The following is a 16296-nucleotide window of genomic DNA, read 5'->3' on the forward strand; positions in this document are numbered from 1 at the left end:
GTGACATGCCCGGCGCGTCGCGGGTCAGTCCACCAGGTGGCGAAGGATCCCGAGGATCCCGTTCTCGTCGGCCGCATCCTCCGGACGCGCGACGGCGGCCTCGAGTTCGGCATTCACCGTCGCCACATCGAGTCCGCGCCCGATCGCGACCAGGTCGGTGGTCGGGCGCCGGTCTCCCCACGGCTCGCGCAGCACGCGCACGAAACCGCCCACACCGTGCACGACGAACCGCTGACGGTGCCGTGGCACATCGAAGTGGACGACTCCCTTGATCCGGAAACAGCCGGCCGGCGGCCGTTCGAGGAAACGGGCGAGGCGCCGCGGGTCCATCGGCCGGTCGCTGGAGAACGACACCGACTCGTACGCCGCGTGCAGATGCTCGTGATGATCGTGACCGGCGTCCGCCAGCAACAGCTCGTCGAGGGTCAGCTGACCGGGACGAGTCTGTTCCACCTCACGACGGGCCACGTCGAACAGCAGCTCCGGGTCGATCGCGGCGTTCCGCGTGGCCACCCGCGGAGCGGTTGTATTGAATTGTGCGACAAGCTCTTCGACAGCACGCAGGGATTCCTCCGGGATCAGGTCGACCTTGTTCACGAGAACGAGATCGGCGATCGCGACGTGACCGTCCAGCTCCGGGTGCGTTCGACGTACCTCGTCGAGATGCGCCGCATCGACCACGTACACCAGTCCGCCGTAGCGCAGCCGAGCGTCGGCCACCGACGTCACCATGCGGATGAGCGACTTGGGTTCGGCGATCCCGCTCGCCTCGATGACAATGGCATCGAGCCCGACACTCGGACGGACCAGCGACGCCAGCGCGTCGGCGAGGCCGTCGGCGTCGACGGTGCAGCACATGCACCCGTTCCCGAGGCTCACGGTGCCGTCGGCCTGCGCCGACACCAACAGTGCGTCGATGTTGACCTTGCCGAAGTCGTTGACCAGCACCCCCAGGCGTGTGCCGGTGATCCCGGCGGACCTCAGCAGGTGGTTGAGCAACGTCGTCTTACCCGAGCCCAGGTACCCGGCCACCACGACGACCGGGACCGGGCCGCGACGTTCGGGTGTCCCCGCGGCGCTCATCCCAGGCAGTCGGGACAGATCACGGCGAGATCGCGTCCGTCTCGATCGGGGTGATTGGCGACATTGCTCGTCGGACGGCCGCAGTCGACGCACCGGCCGAGCACCTCCGCGTGGTCGGAGAACTCCACGCCCATGCGATCGTCGAAGACGTACAGCGATCCCTGCCACAGCCCGTCGTCGCCGTAGCGCTCGCCATAGCGCACGATCCCGCCGTCGAGTTGGTAGACCTCGGAGAACCCGCGGTGGCGCATGACCGTGCTGAGGACCTCGCAGCGGACCCCGCCCGTGCAGTAGGTGACGATCGGCCGGTCCTTGAGGTGATCGAAGGCGCCGCTCTCGATCAGCGGCACGAAGTCCCGGGTCGTGCGCGCCTTGGTCGTGACCGCGCCGGCGAATCGTCCGACCTGCGCCTCGATCTCGTTGCGCCCGTCGAAGAAGACCACGTCGTCACCGCGGGCGTCCACGAGCTCGTGCACCTGCTCCGGGCTCAGCCTCGTCCCCGTGCCGACCACGCCGTTCTCGTCGACCTCGATCTCGTCGGGAACCCCGAAGGTCACGATCTCGGGGCGGACGCGCACGCTCAGCCGCGGGAAATCACGGCCGGTGCCGTCGGACCACTTGATGTCCGCTCCGGCGAACCCGGGGTACGCACGGGTCGTCCTGACGTACCGTTTGACCGCGGCGATGTCGCCTCCGACGGTGCTGTTGATCCCGTGGCGTGACACGATGATCCTGCCCCGGACCCCGAGCGACTCGCACACCGCCAGCTGCCACAACCGGATGGCCTCGGGATCCGGCAGCGGGACGAAGACGTAGAAGAGAACGATCTTGGGGGTCGGCACAGTGCAAGGGTACGTAAATCAGCGACCCCGCCCCGAATCCACATCGTGGTCCCGCGACCGCCGATTCCTGCGCGTGATCTGCGCTACCGCGGCAATCGGGACGCTGATCGTTTCGGTCGCGCTCGCCGGGTGCTCATTGCCGTCCGAGTCGGGCCCCTCTCGAATCGTCATTCCGCCCACCGACGAGTTGTCGACGGTGACCGAGACCGAGTCCTCGTCGACGACTTCGACAACCGGAGAGGACACGGCACAGAATCTGCCCGATTGGACAATCGGACGGGTGGTGGCGATGGCCCCGCGCGTCGACAATTCGCGTTTCCATCAGGGCTCGGTGACCGAGGATTCACCACTGCAGGACTCATCCGGTTTCCATTTCTCCACACCGGACCGGGCGGTGAATTGCTCCACCGGCACCAACGGTTCGTCGGCACTTGCGTGCCGCATCGACGACGAGCGGGACGACGACCCGACTCGACCTCCCTCGTCTGCCCCGGCGGCCTGCGACTGGGAGCGGAATCTCGCCGTCCTGGGACCGGACGGGCCGCAGCGTGGTGCGTGCGCCAATCGATATCCGGTTCTCTATCGGAGTTCGATTGTGGACTTCGGCCGCACCATTTCCATATCGCGCTTTTCTTGTCTCGTTGAGACCGTGGGGATGTTTTGTCTCGAATCGCGATCCAAATCAGGATTTGCAATCACCCCGAACGGTTACCAAACGATCTATGCGGCAGATCGCGCACCTGAATCGTTGGTGAGCGTGTCCCCCGAGGAATCGGACGAATCGTCCCGGCGGACGGGTGGGGCAGACCCCACGGACGAGACCACACCGACATCGAACCGGACCGCCACTCCCCGTAACCCGACGTCGCGGACCAGCACCGAGCCGACTCGTTAACAATCGGTCGTGTCTCGACTTCCCTAATGCTTTCTAATGATTTATGGTCTAGGCGGGGGTTCTCAGCAAGTACTCATGGTTTGAGTCTAAGCTGTGCACAGTTGGAATAGATCAAAACGGGGGGACGCAGGCTTTGAGCCTTCGCGCGTCCGTCTTGGTCGGATGACACAATTCGAGGGGACAAGTATTTCATGGCGAAAAAGGAAATCGTTCAGGTCATCGACGATCTCGACGGCAAGGTACTGGATCAGTACGAAACCGTCCGGTGGTCGCTCGATGGAAAGAACTATGAGTTCGACACATCGTCGAAGCATGCGCAGCAATTCCGCGATTCGCTGTCGAAGTACCTCGACATCTCCCGTCAGACCGGCCGCGTGACCAAGCGTGCAGCAACGGCCTCGACTGCGACCGGAAGCGGCCGCAACAAGGAGACCACCAAGGCGATTCGGGAATGGGCCATCAAAGAAGGCTACGAACTGAGCGACCGCGGCCGTATCCCGCAGAGCATCATCGAGGCGTTCGAAGCCGCACACTGATCGGTCAGACCTGACCGTCACCGACGACGAGACCTACTGCCCGGCCGCACTTCGCGCGCCGGACGGTAGGCGTTGGGAGGGCTGTTCACGGTGAGGTCCTTCACCCCGCTGTCGGCTCCGGTGGACCCGGTTCGTGCGCTCGAGCGCATCTCGTGGCTGCTCGAGCGTCGTCGAGAGAGCACCTACCGCGTCGAGGCCTTCCGCCGCGCTGGGCAGGCGGCGGCCGCGCTGGATCCGTCCGAACTCCATGCGCGGGCCGACGCCGGCACCTTGACCGCGATCAAGGGCATCGGCAAGACCACCGCGGCCGTCATCGCCGAGGCCATCGACGGCGAGCTGCCGGGGTACCTCGCACGGCTGCAGAGCGAGGATCCGCCCACCGCCCCGGGCGAGGCCGAGGACCTCGTCGAGGCCGTGGTCGGTGACCTGCACGCCCATACCGAATGGAGCGACGGCGGGGCGCCGATCGACGAGATGGCTGCCGCCGCGGAGGCGTCGGGTCACGACTGGCTCGCGATCACCGACCATTCGCCGCGCCTGACGATCGCGAACGGGCTCAGCGCGGAGCGGCTCGCCTCTCAGATCGAGGCGATCGATGCCTGGAACGCCGGTCACACAAGCGACTTCCGTCTCTTTCGTGGCATCGAGATCGACATCCTCGACGACGGCGCGCTCGATCAGTCCGACGAGATGATCGCCCGGCTCGACGTCGTGACCGCATCTGTGCATTCCAATCTGCGGATGGCACACGATGCCATGACCGCCCGGCTCGTCGCCGCGGCCTCCGACCCCCGGGTGCACGTCCTCGGCCACTGCACGGGCCGTCGGGTGCTCAGCGGGAGGGGCCACCGTCCGCCCTCGACCTTCGATGCCGAGGCTGTCTTCGCCGCGTGCGCGGCCCACGACACCGTCGTGGAGATCAATTCCCGGCCGGAGCGGGTCGACCCGCCCGACGAGTTGATCGCGATCGCCCTGGACGCGGGATGTCTGTTCGCGATCGACTCCGACGCACACGCGCCCGGACAACTCGACTTCAAGATCCTCGGCGCCCAGCGGGCCGCGGCGCACGCGATCGATCCCGAGCGGATCGTCACGACGTGGTCGTCGGAGCGGTTGTCGGAGTGGCTCTCTCGCTGAGCCGGCAGAATCGGGTGGGAAATGCGCCGCGCTCGGTCGTCAGCTCAGGGCGCCGACCCGGTCCCGGATCACCGGCAGCACGCCTTCGGCGAACCAGTGCGCCTCTTCGATGTGCGGGTATCCCGACAGGATGAAGTGTGAGAATCCTTCGGACTCGTATTCGCCGATCAGCCCGGCCACCTCGTCGTAGCTGCCGACGAGTGCCGTGCCGGCTCCGCCGCGGATGAGGCCGACGCCCGCCCACAGGCCGGGATGGATCTCGAGTGCGTCGCGACGGCCGCCGTGCAGCTGCGCCATCCGGCGCTGGCCGGTCGAGTCCGAACCCGAGTGCAGGGCGAAGGCCGTCGCGATCTCCTCGTCGGAGATTCCCTGCAGCAGGGTGTCGGCGACCCGCCACGCCTCCTCCGAGGTCTCGCGCGCGATGACATGGAGTCGCACACCGTATTCCAGTGACCGGCCGACCGTCGCCGCGCGGCGCGCCACCTCGGCGATCTTCTCCCCCGCCACCACGGGCGGTTCACCCCACGTGAGATAGACCTCGGCCCGCGCAGCGGCCACCGTCAGCGCCGGATCCGACGAACCGCCGAAGAAGATCTGCGGCTTGACGGCCGGCGGGTCCGGCAGGAATGCCCCGGCGATCTGATAGAACTCACCCTCGAAATCGACGGTTTCACCGGCCCAGAGTCTCTCGACGATCTGCACGAACTCGTCGGTGCGTGCATATCGGCGGTCGTGGTCGACCCAGTCACCGAAGCGTCGTTGTTCGACCTCGTCGCCGCCGGTCACGATGTTGACCGCGATTCGCCCACCGGAGAAACGCTGTAGCGTCGCGGTCTGCTGGGCGGCGAGGGTCGGTGAGATCAGGCCGGGACGGAACGCCACGAGGAACTTCAGCTGGTCGGTGTGCGTGATCGCGGCGGCGGTCGTGAGCCACGCATCCTCACACCAGGTTCCGGTCGGGGTCAGTACGCTCTCGTAGCCGAGCCGATCGGCGGTGCGCGCGACATCGATCAGATACGGCAGTTCCGGCGCCCGATAACCCGGCGGATGGCGCTTCGTCGCCGACGCGTGCGACGCTCCGACGATTCCGCGACTGTCACCGGCGGTCGGCAGAAACCAGTGGAAATGACTCATGGGCGTGTTCCCTTCCTACGGGTGGACGGGCCGGTGTTCGGGGTGGTCTCGGAGATGGGCGTCCGGTCTCCGAACGACCCTCAGGACTGAGGCGCGCCGAACAGCGGTGCGAGAGACGCGTCGTAGCGGTTGTCGACGAACTTCGCGACGTCGACCTGCCCCTGCAGCTGCCCGGAGTCGGCGAAGGCGTCGGCGAGAGTCTGCTCGGACGCCACGACGCTGTCGTCGAGTGCGATGGCCGGACGCAGGCTCCGACCCTGGGCGATCCTGCCCGCCCGCGGGTCGATTCCGACCTCGGCCGAGTACTTCTCGGCCCACACGTCGGGGTTGGCCTTGGCCCAGTTGGCGGCACGCGCGATGCCGAGGGCCAGCTCTCGTACCGCGGTGTTGCGGCGCGGATCGGCCAGCGCCTCGTCGCCGGCGATGCCGAAGCCGAAGCCGTTGGACACGCCTTCGGCGGTGACGAGCGTCTTCGGATTGTTCTCGAGCTGGACGATCGCGGTGTACGGGTCCCAGATCGCCCATGCGTCGACATTGCCGGATGTGAACGCCGACAACGCATCTGCGGGCTGCAGGAAGACCGGCTCGACATCCTTGCCGGGCCCCAGGGTCAGATTCACCTTGTTCAGCTGGAGCAACAGGTGTCCGTGTGCCGAGCTGCCCTTGGCGACGGCGACCTTCTTGCCCTTCAGATCCGCGACGGAGGCCAGTGTCGAGTTGCCCGGGATCAGGATCGCATCGCCACTGGCATTGTTCGCGTAGCCGGTGACGATCTTGACCTTGGCGTTCGCCGCTGCGCCGAAGATGGGCGGTGTGTTCCCGGTGACGGCGAAATCGATCTTGCCGGCGGTCGCCGCCTCGATCTGGGGCGGGCCGGAGGTGAAGGTGGAGAACTCGACGGTGAACGGGAGCTTCTCGAGTTCGCCCGAGGCTCGCAGCAGGGCTTCCGTGCCGCCCTTCTGGTCCCCGACACGAAGGGTGAGGTCCTGTAGGGAGGCGACGTCGACCGTGTCGTTTGCGATCGACTCGGCGGTGTCCTCGCGCTGCACGCATCCGGCGAGGCCCAGAGTGAGGGCGGCGGTGGCCAGGACGGCGGCGAGCACACGGCGCCGGGGCCGGGATGCGCGCACGGAGAGATGGGCGTCGGTCATCGGAGTGCCTTCGGTTGAAGCGGATGGGTGGTGAGCGGGTCAGTGCGCGGGATCGGCGACGCCGAGGGCGGTCAGCAATCGGGCTCGCAGGCGCGGGATCTCGGAGTCGGCGTCGTCGGGGTCGCCGGTCTGCCGCGGCCGGGGCACGGCGAGGTCTTCGACGATCTCGCCGCCGGCCAGGACGACGACGCGGTCGGCGAGCCGCAGTGCCTCGTCGACATCGTGGGTGACGAGAAGTGCGCCGAAGCCGTTGTCGCGCCAGAGTCTGATGAGCAGTTCGTGCATCGTGCGCCGGGTGAGGGCGTCGAGCGCGCCGAACGGCTCGTCGAGCAGCAGGAGCTGCGGACGTGCCACGAGGGCACGGGCGAGGGAGACCCGTTGTGCCTGGCCGCCGGAGAGCTGCGCCGGCCAGGCACCCGTCTTGTCGCTGAGGCCGACCTCGTCGAGGGTGCGGCGCGCCCGTTCCCGGGCCTCGGTCTTGCCGACCTTCTCGCGGACGAGGCCGAAGGCGACGTTCTGCAGCACGGTGCGCCATGGGAAGAGCCGTGGTTCCTGGAAGGACACCGCCGGGTGACCGGCGGTCCGCACGCTGCCCGACTCGGTGGTCGACAGCCCGGCGAGCAGTCGCAGAAGCGTCGACTTGCCACTGCCGCTGCGTCCGATGAGCGCGACGATCTCGCGTGCGCCCACTCGCAGCGAGACGTCCCGCAGCACGACATTGTCCCCGTAGCGCAGGCTCGCGTGCTCGACCTCCGCCGCGTATGACACGGCGCCGGCACGCTCCTCGGCGAGCGGAACCTCGAGATCTCGGGTGGCGATGGCGGTCATGGTCGGGCCTCCTCTACTCGGGGTGTACGGGCTGCGAGCGTCACCGGTTCTGGTATCGCGTGGTGTAGCGCTCGAGCGCACGCACGATGGCGTCGGTGATCAATCCCAGTGCGGCATAGACGATCAGGCCGAAGAAGATGATGTCGGTGCGCAGGAAGTCGCGCGCGTTGTTGATCAGGTATCCCAGTCCGGACGTCGCCGCGATCTGTTCGGCGACGATCAGGCTGAGCCACGCGATGGCCAGGGCCTGTCGTAGGCCGACCAGGATCTGCGGCATGGCGCCCGGGATGATGAGATCCCGGATCGTGGTCAGCCGTGAGAAGCCCAGCACGCGAGCGGTTTCCACCAGCCGGCCGTCGATCTGGCGAATCGCGGCCGACGTGTTCAGGTAGAGCGGGAACAGAGCGCCGAGGGACACGAGCAGGACCTTGGGCGTCTCACCGATGCCGAACCACAAGATGAACAGCGGGATGAGACCGAACAGCGGAAGTGCGCGGATCGCCTGCATGTTCGGGTCGATGGCCGAGTCGGCGATCCTGCTCAGGCCCACCAGCAGACCGAGGCCGATTCCGACCGCGACGCCGATGGTCAGCCCGATCGCGACTCGCTGGGCCGACGCCGCGATGGCATCGACGAGCTGCCCGTTGGCGAGAACCTCCCACCCGGCCTCGGCGATCAGCGACGGAGCGGGCAGCTTGTCCTGCGGGATGATCCCCAGTGCGCTGCCGACCTGCCAGAGCACGAGGACGGCGATGGGCGACAACGCACGCAGGATCGTGTGCAGCCGCGACGATCTGCCCGACTTGGCGGATGCCGACGCGGCGTCGGTCGAACCCGGTTCCACCGCCCGCGGGTCGCCGGGCGCGCTGATACTGAGTGTTGGGTCGGCCACGTGCGGCTACGTTACGAATCGGGAAACACTCGCGACACCATTGAGTTCAGCCTGAGCACAAGTAGGCCATGGATCCGCTGTTCGCGTACCGACGAGTGGTCAGCCCCGTCTGATCGTGATCCCGGTCATCCCCGACGCCGATCCGGTCAGCTCGATCACCGGTCCGCCCGGACGCGTCGGTGCGCCGGCCTTGTCCTTCACCTTCGACCACCCGGACAGTTGCAGGTCGCCGTATCGGATCTCGTGATCGGGACCGATCCGGAGCTTCACGGTGGTGGTGGACACCTGGAATTGCAGCGTCGTCGACGGCCCGGGGAACGACGCGTGGGTGAAGTCCAGATCGACGGTGCCCATGCTGCCGGTGACGAGGGTCGACGGCGGGCCGTGCCAGGTCCCCTTGCGTCGAACCGTGTCCCACTCGGCCTCCAGGTGCAGAGGCGACGTCGGCGGTACGGCGACGGCCGGCATCGTGGTCACGGCCGGGGCCGGATCGTTGAACAGACGGCCGGCGTTCGGCAGGTTCTCCAGGACGGCCCGCAGATCGGCGCGGGTCTTGGCGGCGTACACCAGGCCCGAACGCTCCTCGAACTCCGCAAGCTCCAGGTATCCGGACGAGAACGCGTCATTGAGCAGGGTGACGGCTCGTTCACGTTCCGGATTCCCGACCCGTAGATCGTCGTCGGGGAGGCGGTCGACCATGCCTGCCACTTTATTGCACCGCTTCGCGACGGTGTGTCGCACCGTTTCGCAGTGGTCCTCGCGGCCACCGGGGCACGGGTGCGGCCCGGTCAGTTCCGCGGGATCGGCGGCGCGGCGTCGGGTGCCATCAGCGCGCCGATCTGCGAGAAGATCGGGTTGCCGCCGTTGTCGTAGGAGCCGTCGGGTCCGAATGCCTCGGGCTCGTACGTCACCGACACCGCGATGGCGATCTTCTCCGCCGGCAGATATCCCGCGACCGCGGAGTACCCGTTGAACAAGGGGTTCTGCACGATCCAGTCACCGGTGAGGACGACGCCCATCCCGTAGGTGTATCGGTCGCTCATCGGCATGCACGTTGCGCAGCCGGCCAGTGGGCGCGCCACGTCACGCGTGCTGGTGGAGACCATCGTGTCGTAGGACTCCGATGACAGTGTCTCGCCCGCGAAGAGTTTGCGCGCCGTCGCCTCGACGTCGTAGATGTTCGATGTCTGGATGGCGCCGTGGGTGATGCTCCACGACGGGTTCCAGCCGGTGGTCTCCTCGTAGAAGGGAGTCGTCGGCGGGAGGTTCAGAATCCCGCGCCGCTCTGAGGAGTAGGCGTGCAGGGCTGGTTCGGGGATCACCGCGGTCAGATCCGAGACGGTGTTGCCGAGGTCGAGCGGTTCGGAGATCCGCTGCCGGAGCAGATCGGCAACCGATTCACCGGTGATCTTCTCCAGGGCCAGCCCGAGGATCACGTAGTTGGTGTGCGCGTAGTTCCAGTTCGTTCCCGGCTCGTAGAGCAACGGCTTGTTCACGGCGTAGGACAGCATCTCCTCGGTGGTCCACGCCTTGAACGGGTTCGTCAGTTCCTCGGTCTCGAACGCATCGTTCCCGAGCACGAAGTCCTGGTACCCGGAGGTCATCGTCGCCAGTTGCCGGAGAGTGACCTTGTCGCTGTTGGGGATCTGGGGAACCCACTTCGCGATGATGTCGTCGAGGCCGACGGCCTTCTCGTCGACGAGTTGCAACAGCACCGCCGCGACGTAGGCGATGGCGACGGATCCATTGCGGAAGTGCATGTCCGGGGTGGCCGGGATGCCGGTCTGGGATTCGCCGAACGCCTTGGTGATCACGTCCCGGCCGTCGTCGGTGACGCGCACGATCGCCGCCTTCAGGTGCTTGGACTCCATCAACCCTTCGACGATCCGCTCGATCTCCGCCGCCTGCTGTGGGTTCGACGACGCGGCCGACGAGGACGCGCCATCGGAGCCGCTGTCGGTACCGCACGCCGCCAGCGCGATCGCCAGGACCGCGACAATCAGCATCGACCAGCGCTTTTGCATCACCGAATTGTCCCACGAGCACCGAACCCCTGTCGGTGACTTCGCCAATTCCGGAGTACCGTCGTCCTGGTCGGTGGCACCGGCGGAGGAGGTCGACGATGACAGCAGGACACGCAACGGGCCCGGCGTCGGGACCGATGCCGGCCGCGTTCATCGGGCACGGCAACCCGATGAACGCCCTGGAGCGCAACAGGTACACCGAGGCCTGGACGGCACTGGGGGCGTCGGTGCCGAAACCTCGTGCGATCCTGGTGATCTCGGCGCACTGGTACACCAACGCCACCGCGGTCACCGCGATGCGGCGACCGCGGACGATCCATGACTTCTACGGATTCCCACAGGACCTCTTCGACGTCGAGTACCCCGCTCCGGGAGACCCCGAGGTCGCCGAGATGGTCTCCGATGTCGTCAAACCCACGTGGTGCGGCCACGACGTCGACAGTTGGGGCATCGACCACGGGACCTGGTCGGTTCTCGTGCACACGTTCCCAGATGCCTCGGTACCCGTACTGCAGTTGTCGCTCAACGCCTTCAAGGACCTCGAACACCATTACGAGCTGGGTCGCCGACTCGCCCCGCTCCGGGAGCAGGGCGTGCTGATCATCGGCAGCGGCAACATCGTGCACAATCTGCGGGCGGTCGACTTCGCAAGGTCTGACAGCGGATTCGACTGGGCCCATCGCTTCGACGACGCCACACGCGAAGTGTTGCAGGACAATCCGTCGAATGTACTGAGTCTGGACGGGCATCCCGACTTCGACAGATCCGTGCCGACTCCCGACCACTATCTTCCGCTGCTCTACATCGCCGGACTCGCCGGTGACTCACCCCTGGACCTGCTTGTGGATGGTCATGCCGCCGGGTCGATCTCGATGGCCGCCTACACGCTCGGGCTCGATGTCGAACCCCCGGGGCGATCCGGGACCGGTGGACCGGCCGCCGAACTACCCCAGGGGTTTCCGACACTCGATTCGAACCTGTGAACCTCAGGCCGCCGCCAGGAAGTCGTCGATCTGGTTGATCGCCGAGGACGCACCCTCGACGACTCCCATGTCGAGCACCTTCTGCAAGGCCTCGGCCGAATCGTAAGTGCTGATGAACGTGGCGACCGTGGTGCCGTTCTTCTCGGTGAAGGCGTAGGAGTTGCGGGACTCCGGCATGTCGGTGATCGGGTTGAGGTCCGCGTCGGCGAAGCCGTCGAGGAAGGTGAAGCCGTGGGGTTCGTCGACGGACTCGACCTTCCAGTAACCGCCGAACTTCTCGCCCTCCGGGCTGGTCATGTAGTAGGTCATCCGGCCACCCGGACGCAGGTCGTGATCGACGACGGTGGCCGGGTAGGTCGGCGGGCCCCAGATCTTCTCGAGCTGGCGCGGGTCGGCGTAGATCTGCCATACGCGGTCGATCGGCGCCGCGAATTCGGCGTTGATGGTGATGGTGCGGGCGTCGAGGTCCGGCGTCACGTCGATGACAGGCATTGTTCAATCCTCCGATGGTGTTGTGGGTGAGGGTGATTCGATCGAGAGCAGATCGTCGATGCGGGCGATACGACCGCGCCACACCTGTTCGAGCTCGGTGAGCATCGCTGCCACCGAACGCACTGCCGCGACGTCGCCACTGGCCAGCTGCTCCCGCCCGTGACGACGTTTGGTGAGCAGGCCGGCCTTCTCCAGGACGGCGACGTGCTTCTGCACGGCCGCAAAGCTCATGTCGTATTTCGCGGCCAGTACCGAGACCGAGTGTTCACCGGCGAGCACACGTCGCAAGATGTCGCGACGGGTGCGGTCCGACAGCGCGTGGAACAGGGCGTCGGCCCGGTCCTCGTCTGTCGGTTCGCCTGCGTTCTCGGCCACATCTCAAACATACAACCAATCGGTTGTATGTCAAGAGGCTGTTGCGATCACGTCGGGCGCAACCATGGCCACTCTCGTTCGGTGGGCCTTGACTTGTCCCGACCCCGCCAGCCTGCGCACGCCGTGGCGACACTCCCGTTCGCCACGGCCACACCAGAAACGAAGGACACCCACTCGTGACCCGTCAGCTTCACCTCGGTGGATTCTTGATCGCCTCCCCCGTCACCCACTCGCACGCCGCATGGCGTCATCCCGGCTCGGTGACGGACTACTTCGGGCCCGACCACTATCACCGGGTGGGGCGCATCCTCGAACGCGGCAAGTTCGACTTCGCCTTCTTCGCCGACCTGCTCGCCGCACCGGTCCGATTCGGCGGCGATCAGTCCGAACCCTTCCGGCGGGGCACGCAGGCCGCGGCGACGATCGACCCGAGCCTGGTGGCGGCGAGCATCGCCGCGGTCACCACCCGACTCGGCATCGCGGTCACGAAGTCCACCACCTACTTCCACCCCTACGAGCTCGCGCGCGTCTTCGGCTCCCTCGACCACCTCACCCGCGGCCGCATCGCCTGGAACATCGTGACGTCGCTGTCGCAGGCCGAGGCCCAGAACTTCGGCTTCGACGACCACGTCGGACACGACGAGCGGTACGTGCGCGCCGAGGAGTTCGTCAGCACGGCGATCAAGCTGTGGTCGAGCTGGGACGCCGACGCCGTGACCGCGGACAAGGAGTCCGGCGTCTGGGCGGATCCGTCGAAGATCCACACCGTCGACCACGAGGGCACGCACTACCGGACGCGGGGCCCGCTCAACCAGCCCCGCTCACCGCAGCATCGCCCGGTGCTCATCCAGGCGGGATCGTCGAACACCGGCAAGGACTTCGCCGCGCGGTGGGCCGAGGCGATCTTCGAGATCGACCCGACGCCGGAGGGTCGCCGTGCCTACTACGACGACGTGAAGTCGAGGGCCGTGAACTTCGGCCGAAACCCCGACCACGTCAAGATCTTCCCGTCCTTCATCCCGTTCATCGGTGAGACCGAGTCGATCGCCCGGGAGAAGCAGGCGTTCCACAACGAGCTCGCCGACCCGATCTCGGGCCTGATCACCCTGTCGGTCCACACCGATCACGATTTCTCCGCCTACGATCTCGACGCCCCCGTCGAAGACGTTCAGGTGAGCGGCACCCAGGGGCTGTTCGACGTCGCCCGACGCCTCTCCGAGCGCGACAGTCTCACCCTCCGAGACATCGGCAAACTGTATGCGCAGGGAGTTCTGCTGCCACAGTTCGTCGGTACGGCCGCCGACGTCGCGGACCAGATCGAGGAGTCCTTCACCGGCGGCGAGGCCGACGGATTCATCGTCTCGAGCGCCCAGACCCCCGGCACCTTCAACGACTTCGTCGACTACGTGGTCCCCGAGTTGCAGCGCCGCGGACTGTTCCGCACCGAGTACGAGGGCGCGACCCTGCGCGAACACCTCGGGCTCGGGAGCGCCGAGGAGGACCTGCCCGCGGACATCCGCGGGGTCGACACCCGGCTGGCGGGCTGACCTCAGCGCTCGGTGACCCGCCCGCCGTCGACATCCCAGTGCCGGTCGACGTGCACGTTCTGCAGCATGCGCCGATCGTGTGTCACGAGAAGCACTGCGCCGTCGTAGGAGTCGAGGGCGGACTCGAGTTGCTCGATCGCGGGCAGGTCGAGGTGGTTGGTCGGCTCGTCGAGCACCAGGACGTTGGTGCCACGCGCCTGCAACAGTGCGAGGCCGGCCCGGGTGCGCTCGCCGGGCGACAGGTCTCCCACCGGACGGTCGACGTGGTCGGCGCGCAGACCGAACTTGGCGAGCAGAGTCCGCACGTCCGCGGTGGACAATTCGGGAACGAGGGCCTCGAACCGTTCGGCGAGCGGCCGGGGCCCGGTGAATTGACCACGCGCCTGGTCGATCTCACCGATCGCGACGTTGGCGCCGAGCTGGGCACTCCCCTCGTCGGGTTCGACCCGCCCGAGGAGCAGTCGCAGCAGCGTCGTCTTACCGGCGCCGTTGTGGCCGGTGATGCCGATGCGCTCGCCGGCGTTCACCTGCAATGACACCGGACCCAGTACGAAATCACCCTGCCGCACAACCGCTCCGTTGAGTGTGGCGACCACCGAGCTGGAGCGAGGCGCGGAGCCGATGGTGAATTCGAGCACCCATTCCTTGCGCGGTTCGGCGACCTCGTCCAGCCGCGCGATCCGGCTCTCCATCTGCCGGACCTTCTGCGCCTGCTTCTCACTCGATTCGGTTGCGGCGCGGCGTCGTATCTTGTCGTTGTCCGGCGCCTTGCGGATGGCATTGCGGACACCCTGACTCGACCACTCCCGTTGCGTCCTCGCCCGGGAGACGAGATCGGCCTTCTTGGCGGCGAACTCCTCGTACTCCTCGCGGCGGTGACGCCGGGCGACGGCCCGCTCCTCGAGGTAGCTCTCGTAACCGCCGCCGTAGACGGTGTTGGTCTGTTGCGCGAGATCGAGTTCGAGGACCCGGGTGACGCTGCGCGCGAGGAACTCTCGATCGTGACTGACCAGGACGACGCCGCCGCGCATCCCGGCCACGACCTCCTCCAGTCGCGCGAGACCGTCGAGGTCGAGGTCGTTGGTCGGTTCGTCGAGGAGCACGATGTCGAACCGCGAGCACAGCAGCGCGGCCAGCCCGACCCGCGCGGCCTGACCGCCGGACAGATCCGTCATCAGGGTGGCGTCCGGGTCGATGACGCCGTCGCCGAGCCCGAGATCGGCGAGGACCGCGGGCAACCGCTCGTCGAGATCGGCGGCCCCGGTGGCCAGCCAGTGGTCGAGCGCGGCGGCATACGTCTCGGCCGGGTCTCCCGAGACCGTCACGTCCGGGTCGGCCAGCGCGTCGGCCGCGGCGTCCATCGCCGCGGTGGCCTCTGCACAGCCGGTCCGCCGGGCGACGTATGCGCGCACGACCTCGCCGGGAAGTCGCTCGTGCTCCTGCGGCAACCATCCGACGAAGGCATCGGCCGGCGCTCGCGTCACCGTGCCCTCCAGCGGCGCGAGGTCACCGGCGAGCACCCGCAGGAGAGTGGTCTTCCCGGCACCGTTGGCGCCGACCACGCCGACCACGTCCCCGGGTGCCACCGTGAGATCGAGGTTATCGAACAGGACGCGGTGGGCATATCCCCCGGCGACGTCCTTGGCAACGAGCGTGGCGGTCATCCGTCCATGGTCGCACCACGTCGTCGACCGGTCGGAGCCGGCAGACCGGCCCGCGGTTTCCCGACCTGCCCATCGGGTACCCGCCCGCATGACCTCAACTCGCGAGACCCGACACTTCGACGTCGTCATCGTCGGCGGCGGAAATGCCGGCCTCAGCGCAGCGGCGCGGCTGCTGCGTCTGGGCTTCCCCGATGTCGCGGTGATCGAACCGCAGGCCGTCCATACCTACCGCCCGCTCCTCTCCTACGTCGGCGGCGGTCAGGCGACACTTCGGGAGGCCGAACGCACCCAGCGATCGGTGACGCCGGACGGGGTGACCTGGGTGCGCGACACGGCCGTGGTCGTCGACGCGGGGAAGCGGACGATCCGCTTGTCCTCGGGTGCCGACATCGGCTACCGGGACCTGATCCTGGCCGTCGGACTCGTGCCGGATTGCGACGGGATGCCGGGGATCGATCTCGCGATCGCCGACCGTGCGGTCGCCAGCAACTACCTCGACCGCGCCGAACAGACCTGGGACCTGGTGACCTCGATGCCGCGGGGTGGCCGCGCGGTGTTCACCGTCCCGCGCCCACCCGTCAGCTGCACCGGCACGACCCTCAAACCTCTGTTCCTGGCGGCAGCCCACTGGCGACGCGCGGGCATCCTCGAGTCCCTCGACATCACCTTGATCGTCGACCGGTCGCATCTGCTCGGCGTCGACGGCCTCGACT

General features: G+C 67.3%; 17 protein-coding genes. 6 read left to right on the plus strand and 11 right to left on the minus strand.

Annotated features, from left to right (window positions below; translation table 11 throughout):
• Positions 1–24 precede the first annotated feature (24 nt).
• Together AMD30_RS18620 and trhO are read right to left on the minus strand one after the other, a co-directional pair.
• Entirely contained in the window at positions 25–1083 is a 1059-nt protein-coding gene (locus AMD30_RS18620) for a CobW family GTP-binding protein (RefSeq protein ID WP_010843423.1), read from the minus strand.
• Positions 1080–1925 carry an oxygen-dependent tRNA uridine(34) hydroxylase TrhO gene (trhO, locus tag AMD30_RS18625; protein WP_055476639.1) on the minus strand — a complete coding sequence of 282 codons (846 nt, stop codon included), beginning with the start codon at positions 1923–1925 and terminating at the stop codon, positions 1080–1082. Before trhO ends, AMD30_RS18620 begins: the two co-directional genes overlap by 4 nt.
• 1 nt (position 1926) lies before the next feature.
• Between trhO and AMD30_RS24715 the strand changes: the two genes are divergently transcribed.
• The 3 genes from AMD30_RS24715 (at position 1927) to AMD30_RS18640 (ending at position 4493) form a co-directional block, all read left to right on the plus strand.
• On the plus strand, positions 1927–2820 hold the full coding sequence (locus tag AMD30_RS24715) for a hypothetical protein (protein WP_084817314.1): 894 nt from the start codon (positions 1927–1929) through the stop codon (positions 2818–2820).
• Between the two features lie 191 nt (positions 2821–3011).
• Positions 3012–3356, plus strand: a complete 345-nt coding sequence (locus AMD30_RS18635; protein WP_010843425.1) for a histone-like nucleoid-structuring protein Lsr2 — start codon at positions 3012–3014, stop codon at positions 3354–3356.
• Positions 3357–3446: 90 nt separating this feature from the next.
• On the plus strand, positions 3447–4493 hold the full coding sequence (locus tag AMD30_RS18640) for a PHP domain-containing protein (RefSeq protein WP_055476641.1): 1047 nt from the start codon (positions 3447–3449) through the stop codon (positions 4491–4493).
• A gap of 39 nt (positions 4494–4532) precedes the next feature.
• On the opposite strand, the gene AMD30_RS18645 is transcribed toward AMD30_RS18640, so the two are convergent.
• From AMD30_RS18645 to AMD30_RS18670, 6 genes are all read right to left on the minus strand, one after another.
• A complete protein-coding gene (locus AMD30_RS18645) occupies positions 4533–5627 on the minus strand; it encodes an LLM class flavin-dependent oxidoreductase (protein WP_055476642.1) in 1095 nt (364 codons plus the stop codon).
• An 80-nt stretch (positions 5628–5707) separates the two neighbouring features.
• Complete coding sequence (locus tag AMD30_RS18650; protein WP_014927658.1) at positions 5708–6778, minus strand: ABC transporter substrate-binding protein; 1071 nt, start codon at positions 6776–6778, stop codon at positions 5708–5710.
• 39 nt (positions 6779–6817) lie between these two features.
• A complete protein-coding gene (locus AMD30_RS18655) occupies positions 6818–7606 on the minus strand; it encodes an ABC transporter ATP-binding protein (RefSeq protein ID WP_010843429.1) in 789 nt (262 codons plus the stop codon).
• A gap of 40 nt (positions 7607–7646) precedes the next feature.
• Entirely contained in the window at positions 7647–8498 is an 852-nt protein-coding gene (locus tag AMD30_RS18660) for an ABC transporter permease (protein ID WP_055476643.1), read from the minus strand.
• 99 nt (positions 8499–8597) lie between these two features.
• Positions 8598–9197 carry a DUF1707 SHOCT-like domain-containing protein gene (locus tag AMD30_RS18665; protein WP_055476644.1) on the minus strand — a complete coding sequence of 200 codons (600 nt, stop codon included), beginning with the start codon at positions 9195–9197 and terminating at the stop codon, positions 8598–8600.
• 89 nt (positions 9198–9286) lie between these two features.
• Positions 9287–10522: a serine hydrolase domain-containing protein gene (locus AMD30_RS18670; protein WP_055476661.1), complete on the minus strand. Its 1236-nt coding sequence runs from the start codon at positions 10520–10522 to the stop codon at positions 9287–9289.
• A gap of 137 nt (positions 10523–10659) precedes the next feature.
• On the opposite strand from AMD30_RS18670, the gene ygiD reads away from it, so the two are divergent.
• Positions 10660–11505: a 4,5-DOPA dioxygenase extradiol gene (gene ygiD, locus AMD30_RS18675; RefSeq protein ID WP_055476645.1), complete on the plus strand. Its 846-nt coding sequence runs from the start codon at positions 10660–10662 to the stop codon at positions 11503–11505.
• Between the two features lie 3 nt (positions 11506–11508).
• On the opposite strand, the gene AMD30_RS18680 is transcribed toward ygiD, so the two are convergent.
• Together AMD30_RS18680 and AMD30_RS18685 are read right to left on the minus strand one after the other, a co-directional pair.
• On the minus strand, positions 11509–11997 hold the full coding sequence (locus tag AMD30_RS18680; protein WP_014927663.1) for an SRPBCC family protein: 489 nt from the start codon (positions 11995–11997) through the stop codon (positions 11509–11511).
• A 3-nt stretch (positions 11998–12000) separates the two neighbouring features.
• The gene (locus tag AMD30_RS18685) at positions 12001–12372 is read right to left on the minus strand and encodes an ArsR/SmtB family transcription factor (RefSeq protein WP_010843435.1); all 372 of its coding nucleotides are present in this window, start codon (positions 12370–12372) and stop codon (positions 12001–12003) included.
• A 176-nt stretch (positions 12373–12548) separates the two neighbouring features.
• Between AMD30_RS18685 and AMD30_RS18690 the strand changes: the two genes are divergently transcribed.
• Complete coding sequence (locus AMD30_RS18690; protein WP_055476646.1) at positions 12549–13919, plus strand: LLM class flavin-dependent oxidoreductase; 1371 nt, start codon at positions 12549–12551, stop codon at positions 13917–13919.
• 2 nt (positions 13920–13921) lie between these two features.
• Here the strand turns inward: AMD30_RS18690 and AMD30_RS18695 are convergent, their stop codons facing one another.
• Positions 13922–15583 carry an ABC-F family ATP-binding cassette domain-containing protein gene (locus tag AMD30_RS18695; protein ID WP_055476647.1) on the minus strand — a complete coding sequence of 554 codons (1662 nt, stop codon included), beginning with the start codon at positions 15581–15583 and terminating at the stop codon, positions 13922–13924.
• 88 nt (positions 15584–15671) lie between these two features.
• Between AMD30_RS18695 and AMD30_RS25525 the strand changes: the two genes are divergently transcribed.
• Positions 15672–16296 (plus strand): FAD-dependent oxidoreductase (locus AMD30_RS25525; RefSeq protein ID WP_231632778.1); only part of this gene is annotated, 625 nt, incomplete at its 3' end.

The sequence above is a fragment of the Gordonia sp. HS-NH1 genome (assembly GCF_001418765.1).
GTDB lineage: Bacteria > Actinomycetota > Actinomycetes > Mycobacteriales > Mycobacteriaceae > Gordonia.

Coding starts and splice junctions, on each gene's coding strand:
- AMD30_RS18665 (WP_055476644.1), bottom strand. CDS start 9,197: ATGGTCGACCGCCTCCCCGACGACGATCTACGGGTCGGGAATCCGGAA.
- ygiD (WP_055476645.1), top strand. CDS start 10,660: ATGCCGGCCGCGTTCATCGGGCACGGCAACCCGATGAACGCCCTGGAG.
- AMD30_RS18620 (WP_010843423.1), bottom strand. CDS start 1,083: ATGAGCGCCGCGGGGACACCCGAACGTCGCGGCCCGGTCCCGGTCGTC.
- AMD30_RS18655 (WP_010843429.1), bottom strand. CDS start 7,606: ATGACCGCCATCGCCACCCGAGATCTCGAGGTTCCGCTCGCCGAGGAG.
- AMD30_RS18635 (WP_010843425.1), top strand. CDS start 3,012: ATGGCGAAAAAGGAAATCGTTCAGGTCATCGACGATCTCGACGGCAAG.
- AMD30_RS18650 (WP_014927658.1), bottom strand. CDS start 6,778: ATGACCGACGCCCATCTCTCCGTGCGCGCATCCCGGCCCCGGCGCCGT.
- AMD30_RS18645 (WP_055476642.1), bottom strand. CDS start 5,627: ATGAGTCATTTCCACTGGTTTCTGCCGACCGCCGGTGACAGTCGCGGA.
- AMD30_RS18695 (WP_055476647.1), bottom strand. CDS start 15,583: ATGACCGCCACGCTCGTTGCCAAGGACGTCGCCGGGGGATATGCCCAC.
- AMD30_RS18670 (WP_055476661.1), bottom strand. CDS start 10,522: ATGCAAAAGCGCTGGTCGATGCTGATTGTCGCGGTCCTGGCGATCGCG.
- AMD30_RS18680 (WP_014927663.1), bottom strand. CDS start 11,997: ATGCCTGTCATCGACGTGACGCCGGACCTCGACGCCCGCACCATCACC.